Annotated in this window: 17 protein-coding genes and 1 tRNA gene; 14 read left to right on the top strand and 4 right to left on the bottom strand. The window is 68.7% G+C overall.

What is annotated here, in order from left to right; all coding sequences use genetic code 11:
• Positions 1–508 precede the first annotated feature (508 nt).
• Positions 509–2,362 carry a DUF4407 domain-containing protein gene (locus NY1_RS24600; RefSeq protein WP_067717912.1) on the top strand — a complete coding sequence of 618 codons (1,854 nt, stop codon included), beginning with the start codon at positions 509–511 and terminating at the stop codon, positions 2,360–2,362.
• A gap of 35 nt (positions 2,363–2,397) precedes the next feature.
• Here NY1_RS24600 and NY1_RS24595 read toward each other — a convergent pair whose 3' ends face one another.
• Entirely contained in the window at positions 2,398–3,300 is a 903-nt protein-coding gene (locus NY1_RS24595; RefSeq protein ID WP_067717909.1) for an IS5 family transposase, read from the bottom strand.
• Between the two features lie 406 nt (positions 3,301–3,706).
• Positions 3,707–5,302: an MFS transporter gene (locus tag NY1_RS24590; RefSeq protein WP_084535296.1), complete on the bottom strand. Its 1,596-nt coding sequence runs from the start codon at positions 5,300–5,302 to the stop codon at positions 3,707–3,709.
• Between the two features lie 97 nt (positions 5,303–5,399).
• On the opposite strand from NY1_RS24590, the gene NY1_RS24585 reads away from it, so the two are divergent.
• From NY1_RS24585 to NY1_RS24565, 5 genes are read left to right on the top strand one after another with little or no spacing between them, the layout of a single operon-like run.
• Entirely contained in the window at positions 5,400–5,948 is a 549-nt protein-coding gene (locus NY1_RS24585) for a TetR/AcrR family transcriptional regulator (protein ID WP_067717906.1), read from the top strand.
• Between the two features lie 55 nt (positions 5,949–6,003).
• Positions 6,004–6,882 (top strand): hypothetical protein, encoded by an 879-nt coding sequence (locus NY1_RS44710; RefSeq protein ID WP_233434462.1) that lies wholly within the window; start codon positions 6,004–6,006, stop codon positions 6,880–6,882.
• The gene (locus tag NY1_RS24575) at positions 6,879–7,946 is read left to right on the top strand and encodes a DUF4129 domain-containing protein (RefSeq protein ID WP_067717904.1); all 1,068 of its coding nucleotides are present in this window, start codon (positions 6,879–6,881) and stop codon (positions 7,944–7,946) included. The genes NY1_RS44710 and NY1_RS24575 overlap by 4 nt, the downstream gene beginning before the upstream one ends.
• 38 nt (positions 7,947–7,984) lie before the next feature.
• Positions 7,985–8,959: an AAA family ATPase gene (locus tag NY1_RS24570; RefSeq protein ID WP_267888444.1), complete on the top strand. Its 975-nt coding sequence runs from the start codon at positions 7,985–7,987 to the stop codon at positions 8,957–8,959.
• A gap of 3 nt (positions 8,960–8,962) precedes the next feature.
• Positions 8,963–10,258, top strand: coding sequence for a DUF58 domain-containing protein (locus NY1_RS24565; RefSeq protein WP_067717901.1), 1,296 nt, complete (start codon positions 8,963–8,965; stop codon positions 10,256–10,258).
• A 27-nt stretch (positions 10,259–10,285) separates the two neighbouring features.
• On the opposite strand, the gene NY1_RS24560 is transcribed toward NY1_RS24565, so the two are convergent.
• Positions 10,286–11,077 carry an RDD family protein gene (locus NY1_RS24560; RefSeq protein WP_067717898.1) on the bottom strand — a complete coding sequence of 264 codons (792 nt, stop codon included), beginning with the start codon at positions 11,075–11,077 and terminating at the stop codon, positions 10,286–10,288.
• A 72-nt stretch (positions 11,078–11,149) separates the two neighbouring features.
• Here NY1_RS24560 and NY1_RS24555 point away from each other — a divergent pair, with 72 nt between their 5' ends.
• Positions 11,150–12,190 carry a stage II sporulation protein M gene (locus NY1_RS24555; protein ID WP_084535294.1) on the top strand — a complete coding sequence of 347 codons (1,041 nt, stop codon included), beginning with the start codon at positions 11,150–11,152 and terminating at the stop codon, positions 12,188–12,190.
• 723 nt (positions 12,191–12,913) lie between these two features.
• Here the strand turns inward: NY1_RS24555 and NY1_RS24550 are convergent.
• Positions 12,914–12,999 (bottom strand) — tRNA-Leu (locus tag NY1_RS24550).
• Positions 13,000–13,291: 292 nt separating this feature from the next.
• Between NY1_RS24550 and NY1_RS24545 the strand changes: the two genes are divergently transcribed.
• From NY1_RS24545 to pknB, 7 genes are all read left to right on the top strand, one after another.
• Entirely contained in the window at positions 13,292–14,686 is a 1,395-nt protein-coding gene (locus NY1_RS24545) for an FHA domain-containing protein (protein ID WP_067717895.1), read from the top strand.
• Between the two features lie 178 nt (positions 14,687–14,864).
• On the top strand, positions 14,865–15,332 hold the full coding sequence (locus NY1_RS24540; RefSeq protein WP_040802230.1) for an FHA domain-containing protein FhaB/FipA: 468 nt from the start codon (positions 14,865–14,867) through the stop codon (positions 15,330–15,332).
• Positions 15,329–16,831: a PP2C family protein-serine/threonine phosphatase gene (locus NY1_RS24535; RefSeq protein ID WP_067717892.1), complete on the top strand. Its 1,503-nt coding sequence runs from the start codon at positions 15,329–15,331 to the stop codon at positions 16,829–16,831. The genes NY1_RS24540 and NY1_RS24535 overlap by 4 nt, the downstream gene beginning before the upstream one ends.
• The gene (locus NY1_RS24530) at positions 16,831–18,300 is read left to right on the top strand and encodes an FtsW/RodA/SpoVE family cell cycle protein (RefSeq protein WP_067718329.1); all 1,470 of its coding nucleotides are present in this window, start codon (positions 16,831–16,833) and stop codon (positions 18,298–18,300) included. The genes NY1_RS24535 and NY1_RS24530 overlap by 1 nt, the downstream gene beginning before the upstream one ends.
• Positions 18,297–19,769 carry a peptidoglycan D,D-transpeptidase FtsI family protein gene (locus NY1_RS24525; RefSeq protein WP_067717889.1) on the top strand — a complete coding sequence of 491 codons (1,473 nt, stop codon included), beginning with the start codon at positions 18,297–18,299 and terminating at the stop codon, positions 19,767–19,769. Before NY1_RS24530 ends, NY1_RS24525 begins: the two co-directional genes overlap by 4 nt.
• 34 nt (positions 19,770–19,803) lie before the next feature.
• Positions 19,804–21,372, top strand: a complete 1,569-nt coding sequence (locus tag NY1_RS24520) for a protein kinase domain-containing protein (protein ID WP_067717886.1) — start codon at positions 19,804–19,806, stop codon at positions 21,370–21,372.
• Positions 21,369–23,273, top strand: coding sequence for a Stk1 family PASTA domain-containing Ser/Thr kinase (gene pknB / locus NY1_RS24515; RefSeq protein ID WP_067717884.1), 1,905 nt, complete (start codon positions 21,369–21,371; stop codon positions 23,271–23,273). Before NY1_RS24520 ends, pknB begins: the two co-directional genes overlap by 4 nt.

Raw genomic sequence — 23,273 nt, 5'->3', positions numbered from 1 at the left:
CTGCGCGTTCTCCAGTGTAAAGCAGGCCGGCGACGGTCCCTCAGTTGACTGCACCACTGAAGCGAACGCGGGGACTCGGCTTCCGAGACCTACCCGACGCAGCTCCGGTAGGGCCTCTCACCTGCAATGAAACAGATTTCCCCGCAAGGGGTTCCGGCAAACCGGGCAGAGGCGGGCTATTTCTCCGGACACTTCGGGCGGGTGCGCCGACGGTCCGGGCGACGTGCCCAGGCAACCTGCCGACCGTACGGAATCTTTCCTGGTTGTGGACTCGAGCACACGATCAGCAAACAGTGACTATGGCTCGAGTCACTGTTTTCGCAGGTATTCGCCCCGGTACGGGCGTGATCAAAGCCACGTCACGTGCCGGAAACAAGCTGATGTGAGCCTGGCCACATCCCAGCCGCCACAGGCGATGGAATTCATCCTCGCCTGTCACGCTGGGACAACGAATCAATGACGGTTAAGAGACCGAATCAGCCTGGGACTTAGAGGGATGTGAGCTCCCATGAGCGTTTTCACGGCGCTGCTGGTGTGGCTGGGCGGGGCGCAGACACAACTGTTGAAGCCTCACGATCGGGCCGGTTATACGGTGAGCGGCGCGGTAGTGGCCCTGTTCGCGGTCGTTTCCGGCACGGTCACCGCCATCGCCACGGGGGCCGCGGACTGGCCGTTGCTCGCCGTCATCGGCGCGGCGCTGCTGGTGACGGTGCTGATGGGGGCGGTATCGCGGGCGCTGGCCACCGCCGCCACCCCCGCACGCGATCGAAACCGCCGGGCGCGAGCCGAATTCGCGGGACGCATCGCGGTCGCGGTGGGCGCGGGACTGCTGATCGCCGAATTGGCCTGCACCGTACTGTTCGGCGGCAGCGTGAACCGGGTGCTGGACGAAACCGCCCAGCGCGGAGTCGAATCCGCGCCGGTGGTGACGAACGCGCGCACCGCGCTGGACCAAGCGCGCGGCGACAAGAGCAGCCTGGAACAGCAGATCACCAAGGCGCAGAACGACGTCGACACCGCGCTGGTGATCGCGCGCTGCGAATACAACCCGGCCGGTAACTGCGCGCAGGTGCCGATCACCAATGTGCCGGGACGCGGTCCCGAGGAGCGCACCGCCAACCAGATGCTCGACGAAGCCCGCACCCGGTTGTCCGGTTTGCAGGGCAAGGTCGATGGGCTCGACACGAACGTCAAGGACAAGGAGAAGGCGCTCGCCACCGCGCGCGCCGACGCCTATACCGCCGGCGATCGCGGGCTCGGCGCCCGCTGGGTCGCCATGAACGACTACACCACAAGCCATTTCGGGCCGGCCGTGCTGCGCCTCGGCGTCGCGCTGCTGCTGATCACGCTGGCCCTGCTGCCGCTGCTGCTGCGCCGGTGGCGCGGTGAGACCTCGTTCGATCGCGAGATCGAGGTGCGCACCGAGACCGACCGCATCGACCAGGCCACCACCGCGGCCATCGCGCTCAAGCAGGCCGAGGTGCGGGTGGAGACCGAGGCGCTGCGCGCCGAACAACAGCTCACGGCAGCCAAATTGGCCGCGCACGCCGATACCGCCATCGACCGGGAACAGCAGCGCCGCCGCATCATCGCCGCCATCGGCAATTTCGAGATCGGCATCACCGAGCCCGCCCAGCGCGCCGTGGCCGAATTCGACCGGGCCGCACAGCATGAACTACCGGCCGGAACGTCGGCCGGAGACCGAAAGGAAAGCTCCGTGTCCCAGGAGGGGATCGTGACACACACGCCGAACCTGCCCGCCCAGCTCGCCCCCGGCATGCTGGCTCCGGCGCAGCCCGGCGGAGCCCTCGTCCCGGCCGTGCCGGTGAGTCCCGCTCCCGCCCCCGCGAACAAGGGTGGCGGACTGGAACTCCCGATCATCGGCACCGTGCCGTTCACCGATACCGCCGCCCGCTGGATCCGGCCGCTGGTGCCGTCATTCGTGGCCAATGCCATCGATACCGCGACGCATCCGCTGCGCACCGTGCGGCAGGCGTTCGAGGAAGCCGAGGAAATCACCTTCACACTGCGCCGCACCCGCAAGGTGACCGTCGACTCCCAGGATTCGGCGGCCCCGCAACAACAGGTGTACGCGCCGCAGCCGCAATACGTTCCGCAACAGCAGTACGGCTACCAACTGCCGCCCGGCTCCCCCCAGCACGTCTACGCCGAGCGCATGGCGGCCTCGGTCAACCAGCCGTACCAGCAGTACCCCGCCTACGGCCAGCTCCAGCCCGGCCAGGTGGTCGAACCCGGCTATCCGCTCCCGCCCACCCCCCAGCAGGACGCCCTCTCCGGCCGCAACAACCCCGAACTGGAATACCGCGGCCCACGCGAACTCCCACCCGGCAAGAAGGACTAGGCCGTGTTTCGAAAGTGGGTGGGGGTGGCTGGCTCTCACCCGTGGCGGAGCCACTGGTTGATCGCGGCGATGCGGACGGTGGCCAGGTAGCGGACCGCGAGTTTGTCGAATCGTGTTGCCACCGCACGGTTTTCCTTGAGTTGCGCGATCCCGCACTCCACGGCATGGCGCAGCTTGTAGTCCTCGGCGTCGAAAGCGTGGAGACGGCCCCCGGCGGAACCCTTCTTCTTCCGGTGAGCGCGCTGGTCCCTCTTCTCGGGGATCGTCGCCTTGATTCCGCGTCGACGCAGGTGGGCACGGTTGGCGGCCGACGCGTACGCCTTGTCGCCGCGCACCCGGTCCGGGCGTGTGCGCGGGCGGCCCTTCCCGAGACGGGGCACGGCGATGCCGTCGAGCACCGCGGTGAACTGCGGGCTGTCCCCACACTGACCCGCGGTGATCACGATCGACAAGGTTTTGCGCCCCTGCTCGGTGGCCAGATGGGTTTTCGTGCTCCAGCCGCCCCGCGAACGGCCCAGGGCATGATCGTCGGGTTCGACCTCGACCCCACCGGGCGGTTCGACCTGGGCGGCACCGTCGCGGCGGGCACCCGCGGCGTGCCGGTGCGCGCGGGCGATGGTGGAGTCCACGCTCACCTCCCACACAATCGAACCGGCCGCGTCGGCGATCGCCTGCAGCCCTTTCAGGATCAACTCCCAGATCCCGGTGCGCTGCCAACGGCGCAACAACCCGTACACCGTCTGCCACGGTCCGTACTGTTCGGGCACGTCCCGCCACGGTGCGCCGACCCGCACCCGCCACCGAATCCCGTCGATGAGCTGTCGTTTCGTCCACTTCGGCGGGCGTCCCGCCTTCTTACCACGAGGCAGCAGCGGTGCCAACCGCGCCCATTGGGCGTCGGTCAGGTCCGCGCGCCTGGTCACCGCTACGCTGGGCACGAGGTCTCCGGTGTTCAGTTGCTTCTTGGTCGAACAACTTCAATACCGGAGACCTCACCCATTCGCCAACGCGGACAACACCTTCCAGCTCACACATTGAGACGTGCCACGAAGCGGCACCTCCCAACGGGCACCACTTTCGAAACACGGCCTAGCCCGCGACGACCGTGGCCCGCAATGTTTCACGTAGAACACGGAAACATGCGGGCCACAGGCTTTTTCACAGCATGACTGCGAGAGAATTCCCACTCCTGGGGTCCTCAGGGGCAAGCCCCTGAAACCCCGAGCCAAAAGGGGTGGGCCGCCGCCCGGGGAGAGGCCACATCAGGGGCTAGGCCACCGCCCGACCAGGCCACACCAGGGCACGATGCCGCTCGACAAGGCCGGCGGTCAACCGGGCTCTGGATCAGGCTGTGGGATGGCGCTTGGTTGCGGCGCGGTAGGCGACCACTGCCGTGATCAGGAGGATCAGGGTGGTGCCGGTGGCGGCCAGGTGGATGCCGCTGACGAAGGCGGAGTGCGCCGAGTTCAGTAGTTCACCGGATGCCGGTTGCGGGAGCGCCTTGGCGGTTTCGACCGCGCCGCCGAGGGATTCGCGGGCCGCGTCTACCCGGTCGGACGGGACGTGGGTCAGGTCCAGTCCGTTGCGGAAGGCGGCCATGACGGCGCTGCCGAGGACGGCGACGCCCAAGGCGATGCCCATTTCCATGGCGGTCTCCGAGATGGCGGCGGCGTTGCCGGCACGCGCTTCGGGGGCGGTGCTGACGATCATGTCGGACGAAACCGTCAGTGCCACACCCTCACCGAGGCCGATGAGCAGGAAGCCGACGATGAACGGGGTCACCGAACCGGACGGATCGGTGGGGAGCAACCAGTAGAGCGTCGCGCCCGTCGCCACCGTCACCAGGGAACCCGCGAGCACGGTGGCCGGACGCCACCAGCGCACCAGCCAGGCCGCCACCAGCGCGCCGACCATCGAACCGATGGTGCCGGGGATCAGCAGCAGGCCGGCCTCCAGCGGCGACTTGCCGAGCACCAACTGCAGGTACTGCGAACCGAAGAACAGCACGCCGGCCAGCGCGAACACCGACAGCAGGTTGGTGAACACGGCGGCCCGGAACTGCGGCAGCCGGAACAGGTCCAGGTCGATGAGCGGCGCCGCCAGCCCCTGCTGGCGGCGGATGAACACGTAACCCGACACCACGCCGACGCTCGCCGCGATGAGCAGGTTCAGGCTCGGGCCGTGGGCCGCGAACTCCTTGACCGCGTACACGATCGGGATCAGCGCCAGCATGGACAGCGCCGCGCTGGTCAGATCGAAACGGCCCGGGTTCGGGTCGCGCGATTCCGGCACCAGCAGCGGAGCCGCCAGCACCAGCACGGCCATGACCGGCAGGTTCACCAAAAATACGGAGCCCCACCAGAAGTGCTCCAGCATCCAGCCGCCGAGCAGCGGACCGAACGCCGCACCCGAGGCCGCCATGGCGCCCCACACCGAGATGGCGAGGGTGCGCTGGCGCGCGTTCTGGAACATCGACCGAATCAGGCCGAGGGTGGCGGGCATGAGCGTCGCACCCGCGACACCCTGCAGCACGCGGGCCGCGATGAGCATGGCCGGGCTGATCGCCCAGGCGGCCAGCGCCGAGGCCACCGCGAACCCGATCGCACCGATCAGCAACAGCTTCCGCCGCCCGATGCGATCGCCGAGCGTGCCCATGGTGACCAGCAGACCGGCCAGCACGAACGAGTACACGTCGATGATCCACAGCAGCTGCGGCGTGGTGGGCGCGAGATCGGCGGTGATGGACGGGACCGCCAGATCGAGCACGGTGGCGTCCACAGAAATAAGGAGAAGCGCGAGGGCGAGCACGCCGAGTCCGGCCCAATCCCGCGGCCGCGCCTTGGGTGCGGCGGCCGTTCCGAGGTGGAGGTGCTGGGCGGTGGGTGCGTGGGTGTCCGCCGGGGTCGTGGTTCCGGACCGGGCGGTGGGTTGGGTGGTCATCGACTTTCTCTCTCAGAGTTGAACCGTCCAGACGGTACAGTAACACAATTAACCGTCCGGACGGTACAGCTCACCGCTGGCGGTACAGTTCCGAGATGTGACGACGACCCGGGAGAAGATCCTCGACGCGCTCGAGAACCTGCTGCTCGACAAAGGCATGTCCCAGGTGACGCTGGAGAACGTGGCCGCCAAGGCCGGGGTGTCGAAGGGCGGCCTGCTCTATCACTTCAAGAGCAAGGACGCGCTGCTGGCGGGACTGCTGCGCCGGGTCGGCGAACGCGCCGACGATCAGGTGAAAACCGCCCAGGAACAAGGGCGTTCGGTGGCCGAGTGGTATCTCCAGGCCCCGCATCCGGACGACAATGCCGACGCCGTCGAACTCGCGCTGTATCGCTCGATGCTCGCGGCCATGCGCACCATCGACGGCTCGCAGGACACCGGGCATGCGGAAACCGATCGCGCCTTCACCGAAATCCTGGCGTCCTGGCGCGCGCCGCTGGACCGCGAGATCCCGGACCCGGTCCAGGCCGAGATCGTGCAATTGGTCGGCGACGGCGTCTACCTGCGCGCCCTGATCGGCCTGCCGCCCATCGACCCGGAGTTGTACAAGCAGGTCGTCGCGCGCCTGCTCGCCCGCGACTCCTGACGCCCCCGGAAAACAACGAGCGCCTGAACGGGCTGGTCAAGCTAAACTCGGCGGCGTGTTGCCAGCCGCCGCCGACTCTGTCGGTCCGCCGACCGGCTCGGTGGGGGAACCGATCGCAGATCCCGCGCCGGTGCCGTTCCGTCCATTGCAGTTCCGCGAACTGCTGGACCTGCCGTTCGGGTTGATCCAGACGCGGCTCAAGACGCTGCTGGCCTTGGCCGGTGTCGCCGCCACGGTGGCCGCGTTGCTCACCATCGGCGTGGCCGTGCTGGTCGCCGCCGCCACCGATGAGTCCGATGCCGGAACCTTCTGGGGCGCGCTGCTCGGCGGGCTGTTGTGCGCCTGGGCCATGCGGATGTTCGTGCGCGGCGTGACGGTGCCGGTCGTGCTGGCCGCGGTGCACGGTCAACCGCCGCTCACCTGGCGCGCGGCGCTGAATCGGCTTGCCGCGCAGGCGGGTCCGCTGTTCGCCTATTCGATCGTGTTCACCCTGGTCGCCCTCGGCGTGCTCGCACTCGGCACCCCGCTGATCGTCACCTTCCCGATGGCCGTCATCTGGCTGGCCTGGTTGCGCGGACGGCGCTTCACCACCGTGGTCGTCATCTTCGAGGAATCGGCCGCCTACCGTCCGGCCGCCGCCCGCGCGAAACTGCTTGCCGCCGGGTCGGAATGGCAGACCGTCGGCATCTGGCTCTATCACCGCTTCCTGCTCGCGCTGGTGATCGCGCTCCCGATCTTCACGCTGTGGGGTTTCCTGTCCGGCATCTTCGGCACCCATCGCTGGTCGGTCACCGTCGTATTGATCTGCCTGGCCATGTGCGTGCTCGCGTTCGGCGAAGTGGTCGAGTCGGCGACCCGGGTGGTCAGCTATGTCGACCGCCGCTGCCGCCGCGAGGGCTGGGATATCGCCGTACCGGTGGAGGGCGCCCGGTGACCGAACCGACCACTCCCCCCGGCCAGTTCGCCGCCCCGACGCCCCCGCCGCCCACGCTCGGCCCCGCCGCCGCGCATCTGGCCGCCGCCGAGGCCGCCGCCCAGCGCGCCGAATTCGGTGTCGCGCTGCGGGAACGCTATCGGGCCGTCTCGCGCGGACTCGAGCAGCGCGGCGTACTCGAGGTGGAGCCGGGCCGGACGGCGCAGGAGACCGCCCGCGCCGCGACCACCGCCATGCCCGCCGAGGCGGTCGAATTGCCGCCGGTGGCACACAGTTTCGACGAGATCGTCTACGGCGGCCGCCCCGCCACCGAGGCCGAGTACCGGCGCTTGGAGCACGCCGACCGGTTCTCGATCGCGCCGCCGCCGAAGTCCGAACCGGTCGAGGTCGGCGCGGAGAAACGCAAAGCCCGCAAGCGCCGCCCAGCCCGCAAGGGCAAAGGCGACCGCGAGCCTGTCGAATGGCCCGCGCTGCTGCGGGATTGGCGTTTCTGGGCCGCCATCCTCGGCGCGCTGCTGCTGTTCCTGTTCATCTACGCGCTCATGCATGTGAGCGCCCCGGACGTCCCCGACAAGCCGACAACGCCGCCGCCCAAACCGGAGACCCCGGACCAGCCCGATATCAACCCGGATTTCGGCGAGGGCGACGACTCCATCTTCGAAAGCCTGCCCGGCTGGCTGGCTTTCGGCGGCACCCAGTGGCTGCTGGTCTGGGTGATCGTCATCTGCTGGCGCGGCCGGCGGCGCGGCGCGGTGGTCGGCGAACCCCGTCCGGTGGAGGCGCCCGCCAACGAACTGCTGACCGGGCAGGCCGGGCTGTATCGCAAATCCCGCGATCACGATCATGTGGCGGCGAAACTGCGGGCGGCCGCGCTGCGCCGCCTGCGGCCCGCGCTGCACGTGACCGCGGACGCCCCACCGGAACTGGTGGTCGCCGCCATCGCCGGTCGCACCGGCGCGGACCCCGGTTCGGTCCGCGCCGCCCTCTACGACCCGGTCGCCGACCGGGCCACGCTGGAACTCGTGGCCGCACAACTCGAATGGATCGAAGCGGAGGTCTTGTGACCCAGTCTCAGCCCCTGGACAAGCTGAACACCGAAAAGCTGGACACCAACCACTCCCCCACCACCCAGCAGGCGCAACAGGCGCTGCTGGCGTTGCGCGGCGAGATCGGCAAGGCGGTCGTCGGCAACGACCACGCCGTCATGTACCTGGTGCTGGCGCTGCTGTGCCGCGGGCATGTGCTGCTGGAAGGCGTTCCGGGCGTGGCCAAGACGCTGCTGGTGCGCGCGCTGGCCGAGGCCCTGGATCTGGAGCACGCGCGCATCCAGTTCACCCCGGACCTGATGCCCGGCGATGTGACCGGTTCGCAGATCTACGATCCGCATTCGGCCGAGTTCACCTTCCGGCGCGGCCCGGTGTTCACCAATCTGCTGCTGGCCGACGAGATCAACCGCACGCCCCCGAAGACCCAGTCCTCGCTGCTGGAATCCATGGAGGAGCGGCAGGTTTCGGTGGACGGCGTGCCGCAGCCGCTGCCGGATCCGTTCGTGGTGATCGCCACCCAGAATCCGATCGAGCAGGAGGGCACCTATCCGCTGCCGGAGGCGCAGCTGGACCGGTTCCTGTTCAAGGTCGATATCCAATTGCCCGGCCGCGACGACGAATTCCGCATTCTGCAACGCCATGCCGCCGGTTTCGATCCGCGCGATCTGGCCGGGGCCGGCCTGCGCCCGGTGGCGAACGCCGCGCATCTGGCCGTCGCCCGTGCCGCCGTCGCCCAGGTGACGCTGAGCCCGGAAGTGCTGGCCTACATCGTGGATCTGTGCCGCGCCACCCGCACCTCCCCCGCCGTCGCGCACGGCGCGTCCACCCGCGGCGCGACCGCGCTGATGGCCGCCGCGCGCGCCTTCGCCTGGTTGAACGGGCGCGGCTACGTCACCCCCGACGATGTGAAAGCCGTTGCGACGGCGGTGCTCCGGCATCGGCTGCACCTCAAGCCCGAGCACGAGGTGGAGGGCGTGACCGCCGAGGGCGTGATGGCGTCGCTGCTGCTGTCCGTCCCCGTTCCGGTCTAGACCGTGGTCGTCACCGGCCGGCTGGCGCTCACCGCCGCCGTCGTGGCCCTGCTCGTCACCCTGGTGCTGCCGTCCTGGATCGGGGTGGCGGCGGGGACGGCCCTGCTGGCGCTGCTGGTACTGGTCGATCTGGCGGCGATGGGATCGCCCGCCGCCCTGGAGTTCTCGCGCGAACCGATCACCACCGTGCGTTCGGGCCGCAGCATCGAAGTGGAACTGGTCGCGGTCAATACCGGCACGCGGGGCCTGCGCGGGCGGCTGTGGGATGACTGGCCCGCCAGCGCGCACGCCGATCGACGCGCCCATCGGCTGCGGCTGCCGCCCAACAGCAAGATCCGGCTGCACACCGAGCTCACCCCCGCCTATCGCGGCGACCGGGTGGCGGGACCGGTGACGGTGCGGCTGTTCGGCCCGCTGGGCATGGCGGGCCGTCAGGTGCGCCGGGACGTTCCCGCCCGGCTGCGCGCGCTGCCGCCGTTCCGCAGCGAGAAACTGCTGGCATCCAAGGTCAAGCAGTTGCAGCATCTGGAGGGCCGCAACACCACCATCCTGCGCGGGCAGGGCACCGAATTCGATTCCTTCCGTGAGTATGTGGCCGGGGACGATGTCCGCACCATCGACTGGCGGGCCACCGCGCGCGCCAAGGACGTGCTGGTGCGCACCTGGCGGCCGGAACGCAATCGGCACGTGGTCATGCTGATGGATACCGGCCGGGTGAGCGCGGGCCGGGTCGGCGACGGCACCCGCCTGGACGCCACCATCGAAGCGGCGCTGCTGCTCGGCGGGCTGGCGGCGGCGGGCGGCGATTCGGTGGATCTGCTGGCCTACGACCGCCGGGTCCGCACCGAGGTGCGCGGTATCGGCGGAAAACGCCTGCAGCTCAAGCTCATGCACGCGCTGGCCGGGATCACCCCGGAACTGGTGGACACCGACTATCGCGGCCTGCTGCGCGCCACCTTGCAACGCGCCCGCCGCCGCAGCCTGGTGGTCTGGTTCACGCACCTGGATGCCGCGATCGTGACCGAAGGTCTGATGCCGGTCCTCCCGGTGCTCACCGACCGGCACCGCGTGCTGGTCGTCTCGGTCACCGATCCGGAGGTGGCGGCCGCCGCCTCCCGGCGCTCCGGGCTCGACGACCTCTACAACGCCGCCGCGGCGGAGAACATCATCGCCGAGCACGCGGTGGCCCGGGAAACCTTGCGCCGCATCGGCGTCCGCGTGATCGCGGCCGCTCCGGACCAGCTGCCGGGCGCACTCGCCGACGAGTACCTGGAGCTCAAGCAAACCGGGGCGCTCTGAGCCAGCGCTCGCCTTCGGGTCCGAGAATCAGGCCACGCGCTGGGGGAATTGAATAGGTGGGGCCGGGAGGTATTGCGGGACCGGGAGGGCCCGGCGCTGCCGTTCGGCGAGCACCGCGCCCAGGATGTGCAGGGGCGGATAGCCGTTCGGCGGCGGTACCCGCAGGCGCGCGCAGACGGTGAGGACCAGGGTGCGGCCCAGGTGGTCCTGGGCTGCGGGGGTCAGGGTGGGAAAGCGAATCAGGTAGCGGCGCACGGCGAGTGCGAGATCGTCGGGCAGGCCGGAGAGATCCAGCGAGCGCGCCCAGCCCGCCAGCCACGGCGGCGGCGCGGCGAGCGCGGCGAACGGAATGCGGCTGCGCTCGTGCACGACGACCGTGCCCGCGAGCGCGTCACCCACGCGGCGGGCGTTCGGGGAGCACAGCGAGGTGACGATGGCGACCAGTCCGGTGCCCAGCAGCCAGAAGTCGACGAGCCCGGACAGCGCGCGGGTGATGGCATGCCGGAAATCCACCGGCCCGCCGTCCGAGCGCACCACGCGCAGGCCGAACGCCATCTTGCCGAGCGACCTTCCGCTGGACAGGGTTTCGAAGATGGCCGGATATCCGATCAGCGCGAAAGCCACGCACACCACCCCGGCCGCGCTCCGCCAGGCATCGTCCGCGCCCCACCATTCCAGTAGTCCCTGGGTGAGCAGCACCAGCAGGAACCCGCCGATCAACTGCGTCAGCGCGTCGAGCAGGAACGCCGCGCCCCGGGTCGGGATGCGCGCGATCGGCAGCTCGACGGCGACGGCCTCGCCGGTGGTGAAAAGCGCCATGCTGGTTCGTCCCGTGAACTTGTCGGATTACCTGGCTAGCATTCTTTCAGCTGTAGCGCAGGAGGGCACCCTATGGATCTGGACGCGTACACGTTCGTGCACAAACCGGCCTGGGACCGACTCCAGCTGCTGGCGACCCGGCGTAAGCGCCTGTCCGGCGCGGAGGCCGACGAACTGGTGCGGCTGTATCGCCTCGCCTCGCAACAGCTGGCCGGTTTGCAGGCACGGTCGGCGGATCCGGATCTGATCGCGGGACTGTCGGTGGTGCTGACCCGGGCGCGCGGCCGGGTACTGGGCGCGCGGGTGGACACGGCCGCCGAGATCGGCCGGTTCTTCACCGTGCGGTTCCCGGCGGCGCTGTATCGCTCGTGGCCGTGGTGGGTGTCGGTGGCGGCGGTGTTCCTGCTCACATCGACGGCGATGGGCTGGTGGGTGGCCGTATCCGAGTCGGCGCGCAGGAAGCTGGGCATCGATGCCGACAACACCGCGCTGACCCGGCCCGGCGGCGAGTTCGAGAACTACTACTCCGAACATCCGCACGACGCGTTCGCCGCCAAGGTGTGGACCAACAATGCCGGGGTGGCCGCGGCCGCCCTCTTCACCGGCGTGCTCATCCTGCCCGCGCTCTACGTGCTGTTCATGAACGCGGTGAGCGTGGGCGTCAGCGGCGGGCTGATGGCCGAGGCCGGACGCCTGGACGCCTTCTTCGGTTTCATCCTGCCGCACGGAATGCTGGAGCTGACCGCCATTTTCGTGGCCGGCGGCGCGGGCCTGAAGCTGGGCTGGACGCTGATCGATCCGGGCCGCGAATCCCGGCCGCAGGCCATGGCCCGGCAGGGACGGGCGACCGCGGTGATCGCATTGGGCCTGGTGCTGGTGCTGCTGGTGTCGGGTTTCATCGAGGGCTTCGTGACGCCCAGCGGATTGCCGACGGCGGTGCGGATCGGGATCGGCGCGCTCGCCGAGATCGCTTTCCTGGCCTATGTGTTCGGTCACGGCCGGCGCGTGGTGCTGGATCAGGAGGCCGAGGCGGCCGGGGAAGCGGTGGAGCACATGCCGAGTTACTCGGCGCAGGGACACCCGGAAGTGGTTGCGGTAGGGGCGACTTCGTAGTCACCGGCAACCCGGGATTTGATTTCCACTGGCCGCAGCGAGTCCGGCTCAGCTGCGGCCAGCGTTGCCGACGACTCTACACAATCGTTATGGCTACGCAACCTCCGACTTGCCACCCGGGCGTATAACGCGACCAGGCGAAACACGCCGTCCCCGTGGGCAACACGCCACGATCGCTAATTGTCGGCATCCGCTTTGCGGGCGGTCTGCGGAAGCTCCGAAAACCTTCCGCCCGGCAGTATTCGAGCGCCCGTTTCGACCCCTTGCACGGAACTCGTCCAGACCCCTGCCGGACGGTTTGCCGAAAACTCGCGAGATTGCCGTCCATGATCGGTTCAACCCGCGTTCAACTGGCGTTTCACCCCAGCTGGCGACCTTTGCCTAGCGGTCGCCGACAGTCAAACAAACTCGAAGTTTGTTTAACCTAGATTTGCCTAAACTCGCATCAGGCATAACTGGATGAAAATCGGGCGCATACCCCACCCGATACCTTCCGGCAATCAATTTTCACCCCGCCGAGACCACTTCCGGGACCTTCGGCAACCGCCTTCCCGGCAGGTTCGGCAGCGCCCCTGAGATCCTCGTCACAAAAGGTTTCACCTGCGGTTTCGCATCGGAAATCACTTGGCGCGCAGTCCCACTCAGCGGACCCGCCCGGCCGGGCCCTCGGAACGTCCCCGGAAACGACAGAAGACCCGGTCCGAACGGACCGGGTCTTCTGTCTGGTGGGCGAAGGGGGACTTGAACCCCCACGTCCTTACGGACACTGGCACCTGAAGCCAGCGCGTCTGCCATTCCGCCACTCGCCCGAGCGACTTAAGAAACGTATCACGGGGTATCCACCAAAACGAAATCGCCTGGTTATCGACGGTGCGAGCAGTGGATCGCACCCCGGGAACCCGGAGCGGTCTTCAAGAGTTACAGGTGTGGACGATCGTGGATATCATGCAATCACCGTGTCCCTACGGCGACACGCCACGTTCGCGTGTCGGTGTTCCGGGGGCACACTGAGCACAACACCGCGCGATCCACGGCGTCACACCACCACCACGACACGACGCACGCTCACATAGGGAGCGTCGAGACCCGAGAGGAGGGGCGATGGGTATCGTTTCGCGATTCGAACGTCGCCTCCAGGGTGCCGTGGGTGACGTCTTCGCCCGGGTGTTCGGCGGCAGTGTGGTCGCCGCGGAGGTCGAAGCGGCCTTGCAGCGCGAAGCCGCCGACCACATCGAAGATCTCGGCGGCGGTCATCTCCTGGCCCCGAACAGCTATGTGATCACGGTCAACGAGTCGGATCTGGGCAAGCTCGTCCAGGGTGACGGACAGGCTGATCACGACCTCGCCATCCGCGCTTTCGCCAAACATCTACAGGACTACATCCGCGACCAAGGGTGGCAGACCTACGGCGAAGTGCACGTGGAGTTCGAGGCATCACCTACGCTGCACACCGGACAGTTCAGGACACGCGGTCGCGTCGACCCCGACGCAGCCGGCAGGGCAAGCCCGGCACGCAGACCTGAACGCCCACAACGAACCGACCCGCAACCAGGAGCTGGCCCCATGACGCAGAACTCAGGCTACGACCCAAGCCGTGAGCCCGCGGAGTCCGATCCCCGAAACCGCGGGTACGCGCCGCCGCCGGCGAGCCGTGGACAGCAGCAGGGCTACGACCAGTACGGCCGTGGCGGCTCGCAGTACCCGGAGCAGGGCGGCTACGGCGGCTCGGAGCAACAGGGCTACAGCGACTACCAGAACGGCTACGACTACAACCAGCAGGGCGGCGCCGGTTACGGCGGCGGCCAGCCGGGTGGTTACGCCGATCAGGGCTACGGGCAGCAGGGCGGCTACGGCGACCAGCAGGCGTACGGGCAGCAGCCCGGGTACGGCCAGCAGGGTTACGAGCAGCAGCCTGGCTACGGTCAGCCCGGGTACGACCAGGGCTACGCCGACCAGCAGGGCTACGGCCAGCAGGGTTACGCCGATCAGCAGGGCTACGCCGACCCGGGTTACGGACAGCAGCCGGGCTACGGCCAGCAGCAGCCCGGGTACGACCAGGGTTACGGCGATCAGCAGGGCTACGGCCAGCAGGGCGGCTACGGCGGCCAGTACCCCGAGCAGGGCGGTTACGCCGACGATCAGGGGTACGGACAGCAGCCGGGTTACGGCCAGCAGGGCGGCGGCTACGCGCCCGCGCGCGGCGGCTCCAGCTACTCGGCCACCCTGCAGCTGGACGACGGCTCGGGCCGCACCTACCAGTTGCGCGAAGGTTCCAACATCATCGGTCGCGGTCAGGACGCACACTTCCGCCTGCCCGATACCGGAGTTTCCCGGCGGCACATCGAAGTTCGCTGGGACGGCCAGACCGCGATGCTCTCGGACCTCGGTTCGACCAATGGCACGCTGGTCAACGGGTCGCCCGTCCAGGATTGGCAGCTGGCCGACGGGGATGTCATCCGCGCCGGGCATTCCGAGATCCTGATCCGGATCGTCTGATCCCGTAAGCTCGCGATGCAGGTCACGATATGGCTGACATTTCCTCGGTCGTATCGTGATCGCAACCGGTCGTCGGCCCTATGATGCTGCCAACACTCGCGGCGGAAACCCGAGCACAACACCGGTTGGGGGTCGGCGAGCCGTACCTACGACACGGTCCAACAGGAGGTGGAGCACCGTGCAGGGATTGATCCTGCAACTGACGCGCGCGGGGTTCCTGCTGCTGCTGTGGCTGTTCGTGTGGGCGGTGCTCCGTACCTTGCGCAGCGATATCTACGCGGCTTCCGGTCTCCGGGTCGCGCCGCGGGCCGCAGGCGGTTCCGCGGTGCTCCCGTCTTTCCGCCGGGGCCAGAAGGGCGCCAAATATCTCGTGGTGACTCAGGGTTCACTCGCCGGCACTCGCATCTCACTCGGCTCGCAGCCGGTGCTGATCGGGCGCGCGGACGACTCCACACTGGTCCTCACCGACGACTACGCATCCACCCGCCACGCGCGCCTGTCGCCGCGCGGGGAGGACTGGTACGTCGAGGATCTCGGTTCCACCAATGGGACCTACCTCGACCGGTCGAAGGTCACCACCCCGGTCCGAGTCCCGCTCGGTACCCCTGTCCGTGTCGGTAAGACAGTGATCGAGCTGCGATCGTGACACTTGTTCTCCGCTACGCAGCGCGTAGCGACCGCGGTCTCGTCCGAGCCAACAACGAGGACTCCGTCTACGCCGGTGCGCGGCTGCTCGCGCTCGCGGACGGCATGGGCGGCCACGCCGCCGGTGAAGTCGCCTCGCAGTTGATGATCGCGGCGCTGGCCCATCTCGACGACGACGAACCGGGCGACGATCTGCTCGGCAAGCTGGATCGCGCTGTCCACGAAGGCAATGCGTCCATCGCCGACCAGGTCGAGGAAGAGCCGGAACTGGACGGCATGGGCACCACGCTCACCGCCATCCTGTTCGCGGGCCGCAAACTCGGCCTGGCGCATATCGGCGACTCCCGCGCCTACATGCTCCGCAACGGCGAGCTCACCCAGATCACCCGCGACGACACCTTCGTGCAGTCGCTGGTCGACGAGGGGCGGATCACGCCGGAGCAGGCCCACACCCATCCGCAACGCTCGCTCATCATGCGCGCGCTCACCGGCAACGAGATCGAGCCGACCCTGGTCGTGCGCGAAGCCCGGGCCGGGGACCGCTATCTGCTGTGCTCGGACGGCCTGTCCGATGTGGTGAGCGACGAGACCATCGCCAACACCCTGCGCGAGGGCAGCACCGACGAGTCGGCGGACCGGCTCATCGAATTGGCTTTGCGCAGTGGCGGTCCCGACAATGTCACCGTCGTCGTCGCCGACGTCATCGATCTGGATTACGGGCAGTCGCATCCGATCGTGGCGGGCGCGGCCTCCGGCCAGGACGAGGACACGCCGCCGCCGAACACCGCAGCCGGCCGGGCCGCCGCCATGCGCCCGCCGCGCGCCGCACCGCGCAGACAGGTGCAGCCGGCCGAGCCCGAACCGCCCAAGAAGAGTCACAAGGTGCGCTGGATCGCACTCTCGGTGGCGCTGCTGGTGGCCATCGGCGCGGGATTGACGGTCGGCTACAACATGATTCGCAGCAACTACTACGTGGGCGCCGAGAGCGGCAAAGTGGTGATCCTGCGCGGCCTGCCCGGTTCGGTACTGGGCTATTCGATCCGCGATGTGGACCAGATCGGCTGCGTCACCAAGACCGGTGAACTCACCCTGGTCGCGCCCGGCACCTCCTTCCCGGGCGGATGCGCCGAACTCAAACTCACCGATCTGCGCCCCAGCGGCCGCGATTCGGTGGACAAGGGCCTGCCGCCGGGCTCGCGCGAGGAAGCCGTCAAGCAGATGCGCGCGCTCGCCGAGAAGGAACTGCTGCCGGTGTGCGACAAGCAGGCCGGCCAGCAGCCGACCAACCCCACCGGCACCACCGGCACCACCGGCACGGGTCAGCAGCCCACCGCCACCACCACGCCGGCGGCCCCGACCAGCACCGCGCCCGACGCGAACACGCCCGCGCCCGGGGGTGAAAAGCCGCTGTCTCCGGCCAAGTCCGATCAGCCCACCCCGCCGGTCACCACCACGACCGCACCGCAGACCCCGGGGCAGAACTGCAGGTGGACGGACTGATGTCCGCCCCGCCACCGCCGTCCGCTGGGGCTTTTCCCAGTCCCCCGGGCGGATTCGCTCCCGCGCCACCGCCGTCCACCCGGCGGAACGTGGAACTGCTGCTGCTGGGTTTGGCGGCGCTGATCACCACGGTGTCGCTGGTGCTGGTGGAGGCCAGCCAGGAACAGTCCATCACCTGGGACATCGCCAAACTCGGGGCGGCCTATCTGGCGCTGTTCGGGGTGGCGCACCTGGCGGTGCGGCGCTTCGCACCCTTCGCGGACCCGCTCCTACTACCGATCGTGGCGCTGCTCAACGGACTGGGGCTGGTGCTGATCCATCGCCTGGACCTGGCCGAGAAGCAGGATGCGATCTTCGCTTCCAAGCCCATCCCCTCCCCCGATGCCAATCAGCAGGTGCTGTGGACGGGGTTGGGGATGGTGGTTTTCATGGGCCTGTTGATCGTGCTGCGCGATTACCGCACCCTGGCCCGCTACGCCTACACGCTCGGACTCGTCGGTCTGGTGGCACTGGCCGTGCCCGCGTTGCTGCCCAGCGGCTTCTCCGAGGTGAACGGCGCCAAGATCTGGATCCGGTTGCCGGGCTTCAGCGTTCAGCCCGGCGAGTTCGCGAAGATCCTGCTGATCATATTTTTCGCCGGGGTGCTGGTCGCCAAGCGTGACCTGTTCACCGCCGCCGGCAAGCACGTCTTCGGGATGGAACTGCCGCGCGCCCGCGATATGGGCCCGATCCTGGCGGTCTGGGTGGTGTGCGTCGGCGTGCTGGTGCTGGAGAAGGACCTCGGCACCTCGCTGCTGATCTTCGCCACCGTGCTGGTCATGCTGTATATCGCGACCGAGCGGGTGGGCTGGGTGGCCATCGGCCTGGTGCTGCTGGGCATCGGATTCGTGTTCGCGTACCAGATGTTCGGGCACGTGCGGGTGCGCGTGGAGACCTGGCTGCACCCCTTCGACGACTTCAACAACACCGGTTACCAGATCTCGCAGTCGCTGTTCGGTTTGGCGACAGGCGGATTGGCGGGAACCGGACTCGGCAGCGGCCGGCCCTCGCAGGTGCCGTTCGCCAAGACCGACTTCATTATCACCACCATCGGCGAGGAGCTGGGCCTGATCGGGCTGGCCGCGGTGCTGATGCTGTTCACCATCTTCATCGTGCGCGGGCTGCGCACCGCGCTGGCCATTCGCGACAGCTTCGGCAAGCTGCTGGCCGCGGGCCTGGCCTTCACCATCGCCATCCAGTTGTTCGTGGTGGTCGGCGGCGTCACCAAGCTGATCCCGCTGACCGGCCTCACCACTCCCTTCGTCTCCTACGGTGGTTCCTCGCTGCTGGCCAACTACGCGCTGCTGGCCCTGTTGATCAAGATTTCGGACGCGGCCCGCGCGCCCATTCCGGCCCGGAAGCGAGTGGCGGAGCCGATCGCCGACGCGCCGACCGAAATGGTGCGCCGGCCCAAGGGGGGAGTCGCGTGAACACGCCGCTGCGCCGCGTCGCCATGGCCGTCATGGTGATGGTCGTCGCCCTACTGGCCAATGCCACCTACGTGCAGGTCTACAAGGCCGACGAACTGCGCAGCGACTCCCGCAACCGCCGGGTGCTGCTGGACGAGTACGCCCGCCAGCGCGGCCAGATCTCCGCGCAGGGCACCGTGCTCGCGAGTTCCGTCGAGACCGACGACCGCTACAAGTACCTGCGCACCTACCCGACCGATCCCTTCGCCTACGCGAACGTGACCGGCTTCTACTCGATGAACTACGGCAGCAACGGGATCGAGCGAGCCGAGGACTCGGTGCTCAACGGCTCCGACAATCAGCTGTTCGGGCGCCGGCTCATCGACATGATCTCCGGCCGGGATCCGCGCGGCGGCAATGTGATCACCACCATCAACCCGGTCATGCAGAAGGTCGCCTACGAGCAGCTCACGGCGAAGGGCTACACCGGTTCGGTGGTGGCCATCGAGCCGAGCACCGGGCGCATCCTGACCATGGTGTCCACGCCGTCCTACGATCCGAACCTGCTGGCCAGCCATGACGCCGCCACCGAGAAGCAGGCGTACACCTCGCTGGCCAACGATCCGAACGAGCCGATGATGAATCGCGCGGTGTCGCGGACCTATCCGCCCGGCTCGACCTTCAAGGTGGTGGTGACCGCCGCGGCGCTGTCCAACGGCATCGCCAAGCCGGACGACCAGCTCACCGCCGCCTCGCGAATCACCTTGCCGGGCACCGAGACCACGCTCGAGAACTACAACGGCAGCCACTGCGGGCCGGGCGACGGGCCGACCGCATCGCTCACCGAGGCGTTCAAGTACTCGTGTAACACCGCTTTCGTGGACCTCGGTATCAAGGTGGGGGCGGCGAAACTCAAGGACGAGGCGGCCGCGTTCGGCATCGGCGAGCATCCCTCCATTCCGATTCCCTGGGCCAACAGCACGGTCGGCACCATCGGCGACAACGCTGCCCTGGGGCAGAGCAGCATCGGGCAGCGGGATGTGGCCATCACGCCGCTGGACAACGCGGTCATCGCGGCCACCGTCGCCAATGGCGGGGTGCGCATGCAGCCGCACCTGGTCGATCAGCTGACGGCCCCCGATCTGAGCACGCTCGAGACCGTCAAGCCGATGTCGGTCGGGCAGGCGGTCAGTGCCCAGGTCGCGTCCCAGCTGACCGCGCTGATGATCGAATCGGAGAAGAACACGCAGGGCGGCACGGCGCCGCGCTCCTACCAGATCGCGTCGAAAACCGGGACCGCCGAACATGGTTCGGACCCGCGCAACACCCCGCCGCACGCCTGGTACATCGCCTTCGCGCCGGCACAGAACCCGAAGATCGCGATCGCGGTCATCGTCGAGAACGGCGGTGACCGGGCGCTGGCCGCCACCGGTGGCTCGGTGGCCGCGCCGGTCGCGCGCGCGGTGCTCGATGCCGGACTGGGGGGCTGAACGACATGAAGGTGCAAGGTAGACGGGGACTCGAATGCTGAACAACGGTGCGATGATCGCGGACCGGTACCGGCTGCAGCGGCTGATCGCCACCGGCGGCATGGGTCAGGTCTGGGAAGCGCTCGACACCCGGCTCGATCGCAGGGTCGCGGTGAAGGTGCTCAAGGCGGAGTTCTCCGCGGATCCGACCTTCCGGCATCGGTTCCGGACCGAGGCGCGGACGACGGCGCAGCTCAATCACCCCGGTATCGCGGGGATCTACGACTACGGCGAGACCCTGGACCCGTCCGGCGGCGAAACCGCCTATCTGGTCATGGAATTGGTGCAGGGCGAACCGCTGAACGCGGTGCTGAACCGATTGAACCGGCTCTCGGTCATGCAGGGCCTGGACATGCTGGAGCAGACCGGGCGCGCGCTGCAGGTGGCGCACGCCGCGGGCGTGGTGCACCGGGATGTGAAGCCCGGCAATATTCTCGTGACGCCGACCGGTCAGGTGAAGATCACCGACTTCGGCATCGCCAAGGCGGTGGACGCCTCCCCGGTGACCAAGACCGGCATGGTGATGGGCACCGCCCAGTACATCGCGCCCGAGCAGGCCACCGGTGAGGACGCGACCGCGGCGTCGGACGTGTACTCGCTGGGAGTGGTGGGCTACGAGGCGCTTTCGGGCGCGCGGCCGTTCACCGGCGACGGCGCGCTGACCGTCGCCATGAAGCATGTGCGCGACACCCCGCCGCCGCTGCCCGCGGATCTGCCGCCGAACGTGCGCGAGCTGATCGAGATCACCATGGCCAAGGATCCGGCCCAGCGCTACAGCAACGGCGGCGAATTCGCCGACGCGGTGGCCGCGGTGCGCTCGGGCCGCCGGCCGACCCCGCCCGGCGGGATTCCGGCGGTGCCGCCCACCGGCGCCACCCGGGTGCTGCCGCCCGGACCCACCATGATCATTCCGGGGATGCGGTCCGATCAGGCCACCACGCGCTATCCCACCCCTCCGCAGCCCATGCGGCAGCCCGGCCCGCCGCCGCAGTCCACCGGCGAGGGCCAGACGGTGCTGCTGTCCGGCGCGCAGCAACCGGTCGGTCCGGCCACCATCGCCCCGCTCGCCGGGGACGAGGGCGGCGGCCGGTTCACCAATAACCAGAAGGCCGTCGCGGGTCTCGGCGTGGGCGCGCTGATCCTCGGCGCCGCGGCCGCGTTCGTGCTGCTGTCCAGCAATACCTCCGACACGCCGACGCCCACCAAGTCCAGCGCCGTCGTGGTGCCGCCGGTGGTGCCGTCCACCACGACCACCGTGCCGCCCACCACCACCCGCGAGAAGCCGGTGGTGCCGACCTACGAGCCGCCGGTCACCACCTACGAACCGCCGCCGACCACGGTGCCGCCCACCACCGAGCCGCCGACCACGGTCCCCAAGACCACGACCAAGGCGCCGACCACCACGAAACCGGTCGAACCGACCACAACGGCCGGGGCGGGTTCGACCACCAAACCGAAGCCGCCCACAATCGAACTGCCCACCGGATTCCCGTTCCCGGGGGGCAACGGAATACGTGGTCAGAGCAACAACTCACTGCCCCTGCCCGAGCAAGGACTGCCATGACGACCCCGAAGAATCTCTCCTCCCGCTATGAGCTGGGCGAGATCATCGGGTTCGGCGGTATGTCCGAGGTGCACCGGGCGCGAGATCTGCGGCTCGGCCGGGACGTGGCGATCAAGGTGCTGCGCGCCGACCTGGCCCGCGACCCCACGTTCTATCTGCGCTTCAAGCGCGAGGCGCAGAACGCGGCGGCGCTGAACCATCCGGCCATCGTGGCCGTCTACGACACCGGCGAGGCCGAGGTCGACGGCGGACCGCTGCCGTACATCGTGATGGAGTACGTGGACGGCGACACGCTGCGCGATATCGTGCGCGGCAAGGGGCCGCTGGCGCCCCGCCGGGCCATGGAGATCATCGCCGATGTGTGTGCGGCGCTGGACTTCTCGCACCGCAACGGCATCGTGCACCGGGATATGAAGCCCGCCAACATCATGATCAATCGCGCGGGCGCGGTGAAGGTGATGGACTTCGGCATCGCGCGGGCCATCGCCGACAGCTCGAATCCGATGACCCAGACCGCCGCCGTCATCGGCACCGCCCAGTACCTCTCCCCCGAGCAGGCGCGCGGCGAGCAGGTGGACGCGCGCTCGGACGTGTACTCGGTCGGCTGCGTGCTCTACGAAATCCTCACCGGCGAACCGCCTTTCACCGGTGATTCGCCGGTCGCGGTCGCCTATCAGCACGTCCGGGAGGATCCGCGGCTGCCGTCGCACGTGCATCCGGGCGTGCCGCGCGAACTCGATTCGGTCGTGCTCAAGGCCATGAGCAAGAACCCGGCCAACCGGTATCAGACGGCGGCGGAGATGCGCGCCGACCTGATCCGGGTGCTGGGCGGGCAGAAGCCCACCGCGCCCATCGTGATGAGCGATCAGGATCGCAACGACTTCCTCGACGACGATCTGCCGCCGCCGCGCAGCTACCGCACCGTCGAGCGCCGCGACGACACCACCGAACAGGAGATCGTCGAACCCGGGCGCTCCCGCCGCACCGCGCTCATCGCGGGCGGGGCGGCGGCCGCGGTGGCCTTGATCGCCGCCCTGCTGTGGGTGCTGGTCGGACCCGGCGCGAGCCCCGACCAGGTGACGGTGCCGGAACTGTCAAACAAGAACTCGGCGCTGGCGCAACGGGATCTGGAGAAGGCCGGCTTCAGCGTGGCTATCCAGGAGAAACCGGACAGCAAAGTGGCGGCGGGCAATGTGATCGCCACCCAGCCGCTCGGCGGCTCACGCATCGACAAGGGCTCGACCGTCACCCTGCAGGTGTCCACCGGGCCCGCGCAGGTCGTGGTGCCGCGCCTGGCCGGGCTCAGCCAGCAGCAGGCCGAGCAGAAACTGAATTCCATCGGGCTGCAGATGAATCCGGATGTGAAGCGGGAAGCCTCCAGCGCCGAGGACAAGGACAAGGTCACCAGCCAGATTCCGGGCGAAGGTCAGAAGACCGACTCCGGCGGGCAGGTCACCGTCACCCTGGGCTCCGGGCCGGAGAAGGTCCGGGTGCCGGATGTGGTGGGGCAGAACATCGATGTGGCGCAACCGAATCTGGCCGACAGCGCCGGGTTCAAGGTGAACATCCAGGAAGTGCCGAACTCGCAGGCCAAGGGCACGGTCATCGCCACCAACCCGGCGGCGGGGACCATGGCGGACAAGGGTTCCACGGTGACCGTGCAGGTCTCCACCGGGGATCAGATCACCATGCCGAGCCTGATCGGGCTGACGCCGTCGCAGGCCGCGGACGCGCTCCGGCAGAAGGGCTGGAACGGGCAGATCACGCAGGGGCAGCAGAGCACGCTGAACACCGGCGAGGTCGGGCGGATCGTGAGCCAGCAGCCGACGGCGGGATCGTCCATCGGGAAGACGCAGACGGTGACGATCACGACCGGGGTGCTCTCGCTCGGCCCGCCGTGA

The sequence above is a fragment of the Nocardia yamanashiensis NBRC 100130 genome, from assembly GCF_001613325.1.
Taxonomy (GTDB): domain Bacteria; phylum Actinomycetota; class Actinomycetes; order Mycobacteriales; family Mycobacteriaceae; genus Nocardia; species Nocardia yamanashiensis.
Note: the sequence above shows the minus strand (reverse complement) of the source record. Positions and strands in the feature narration are given on the sequence as shown.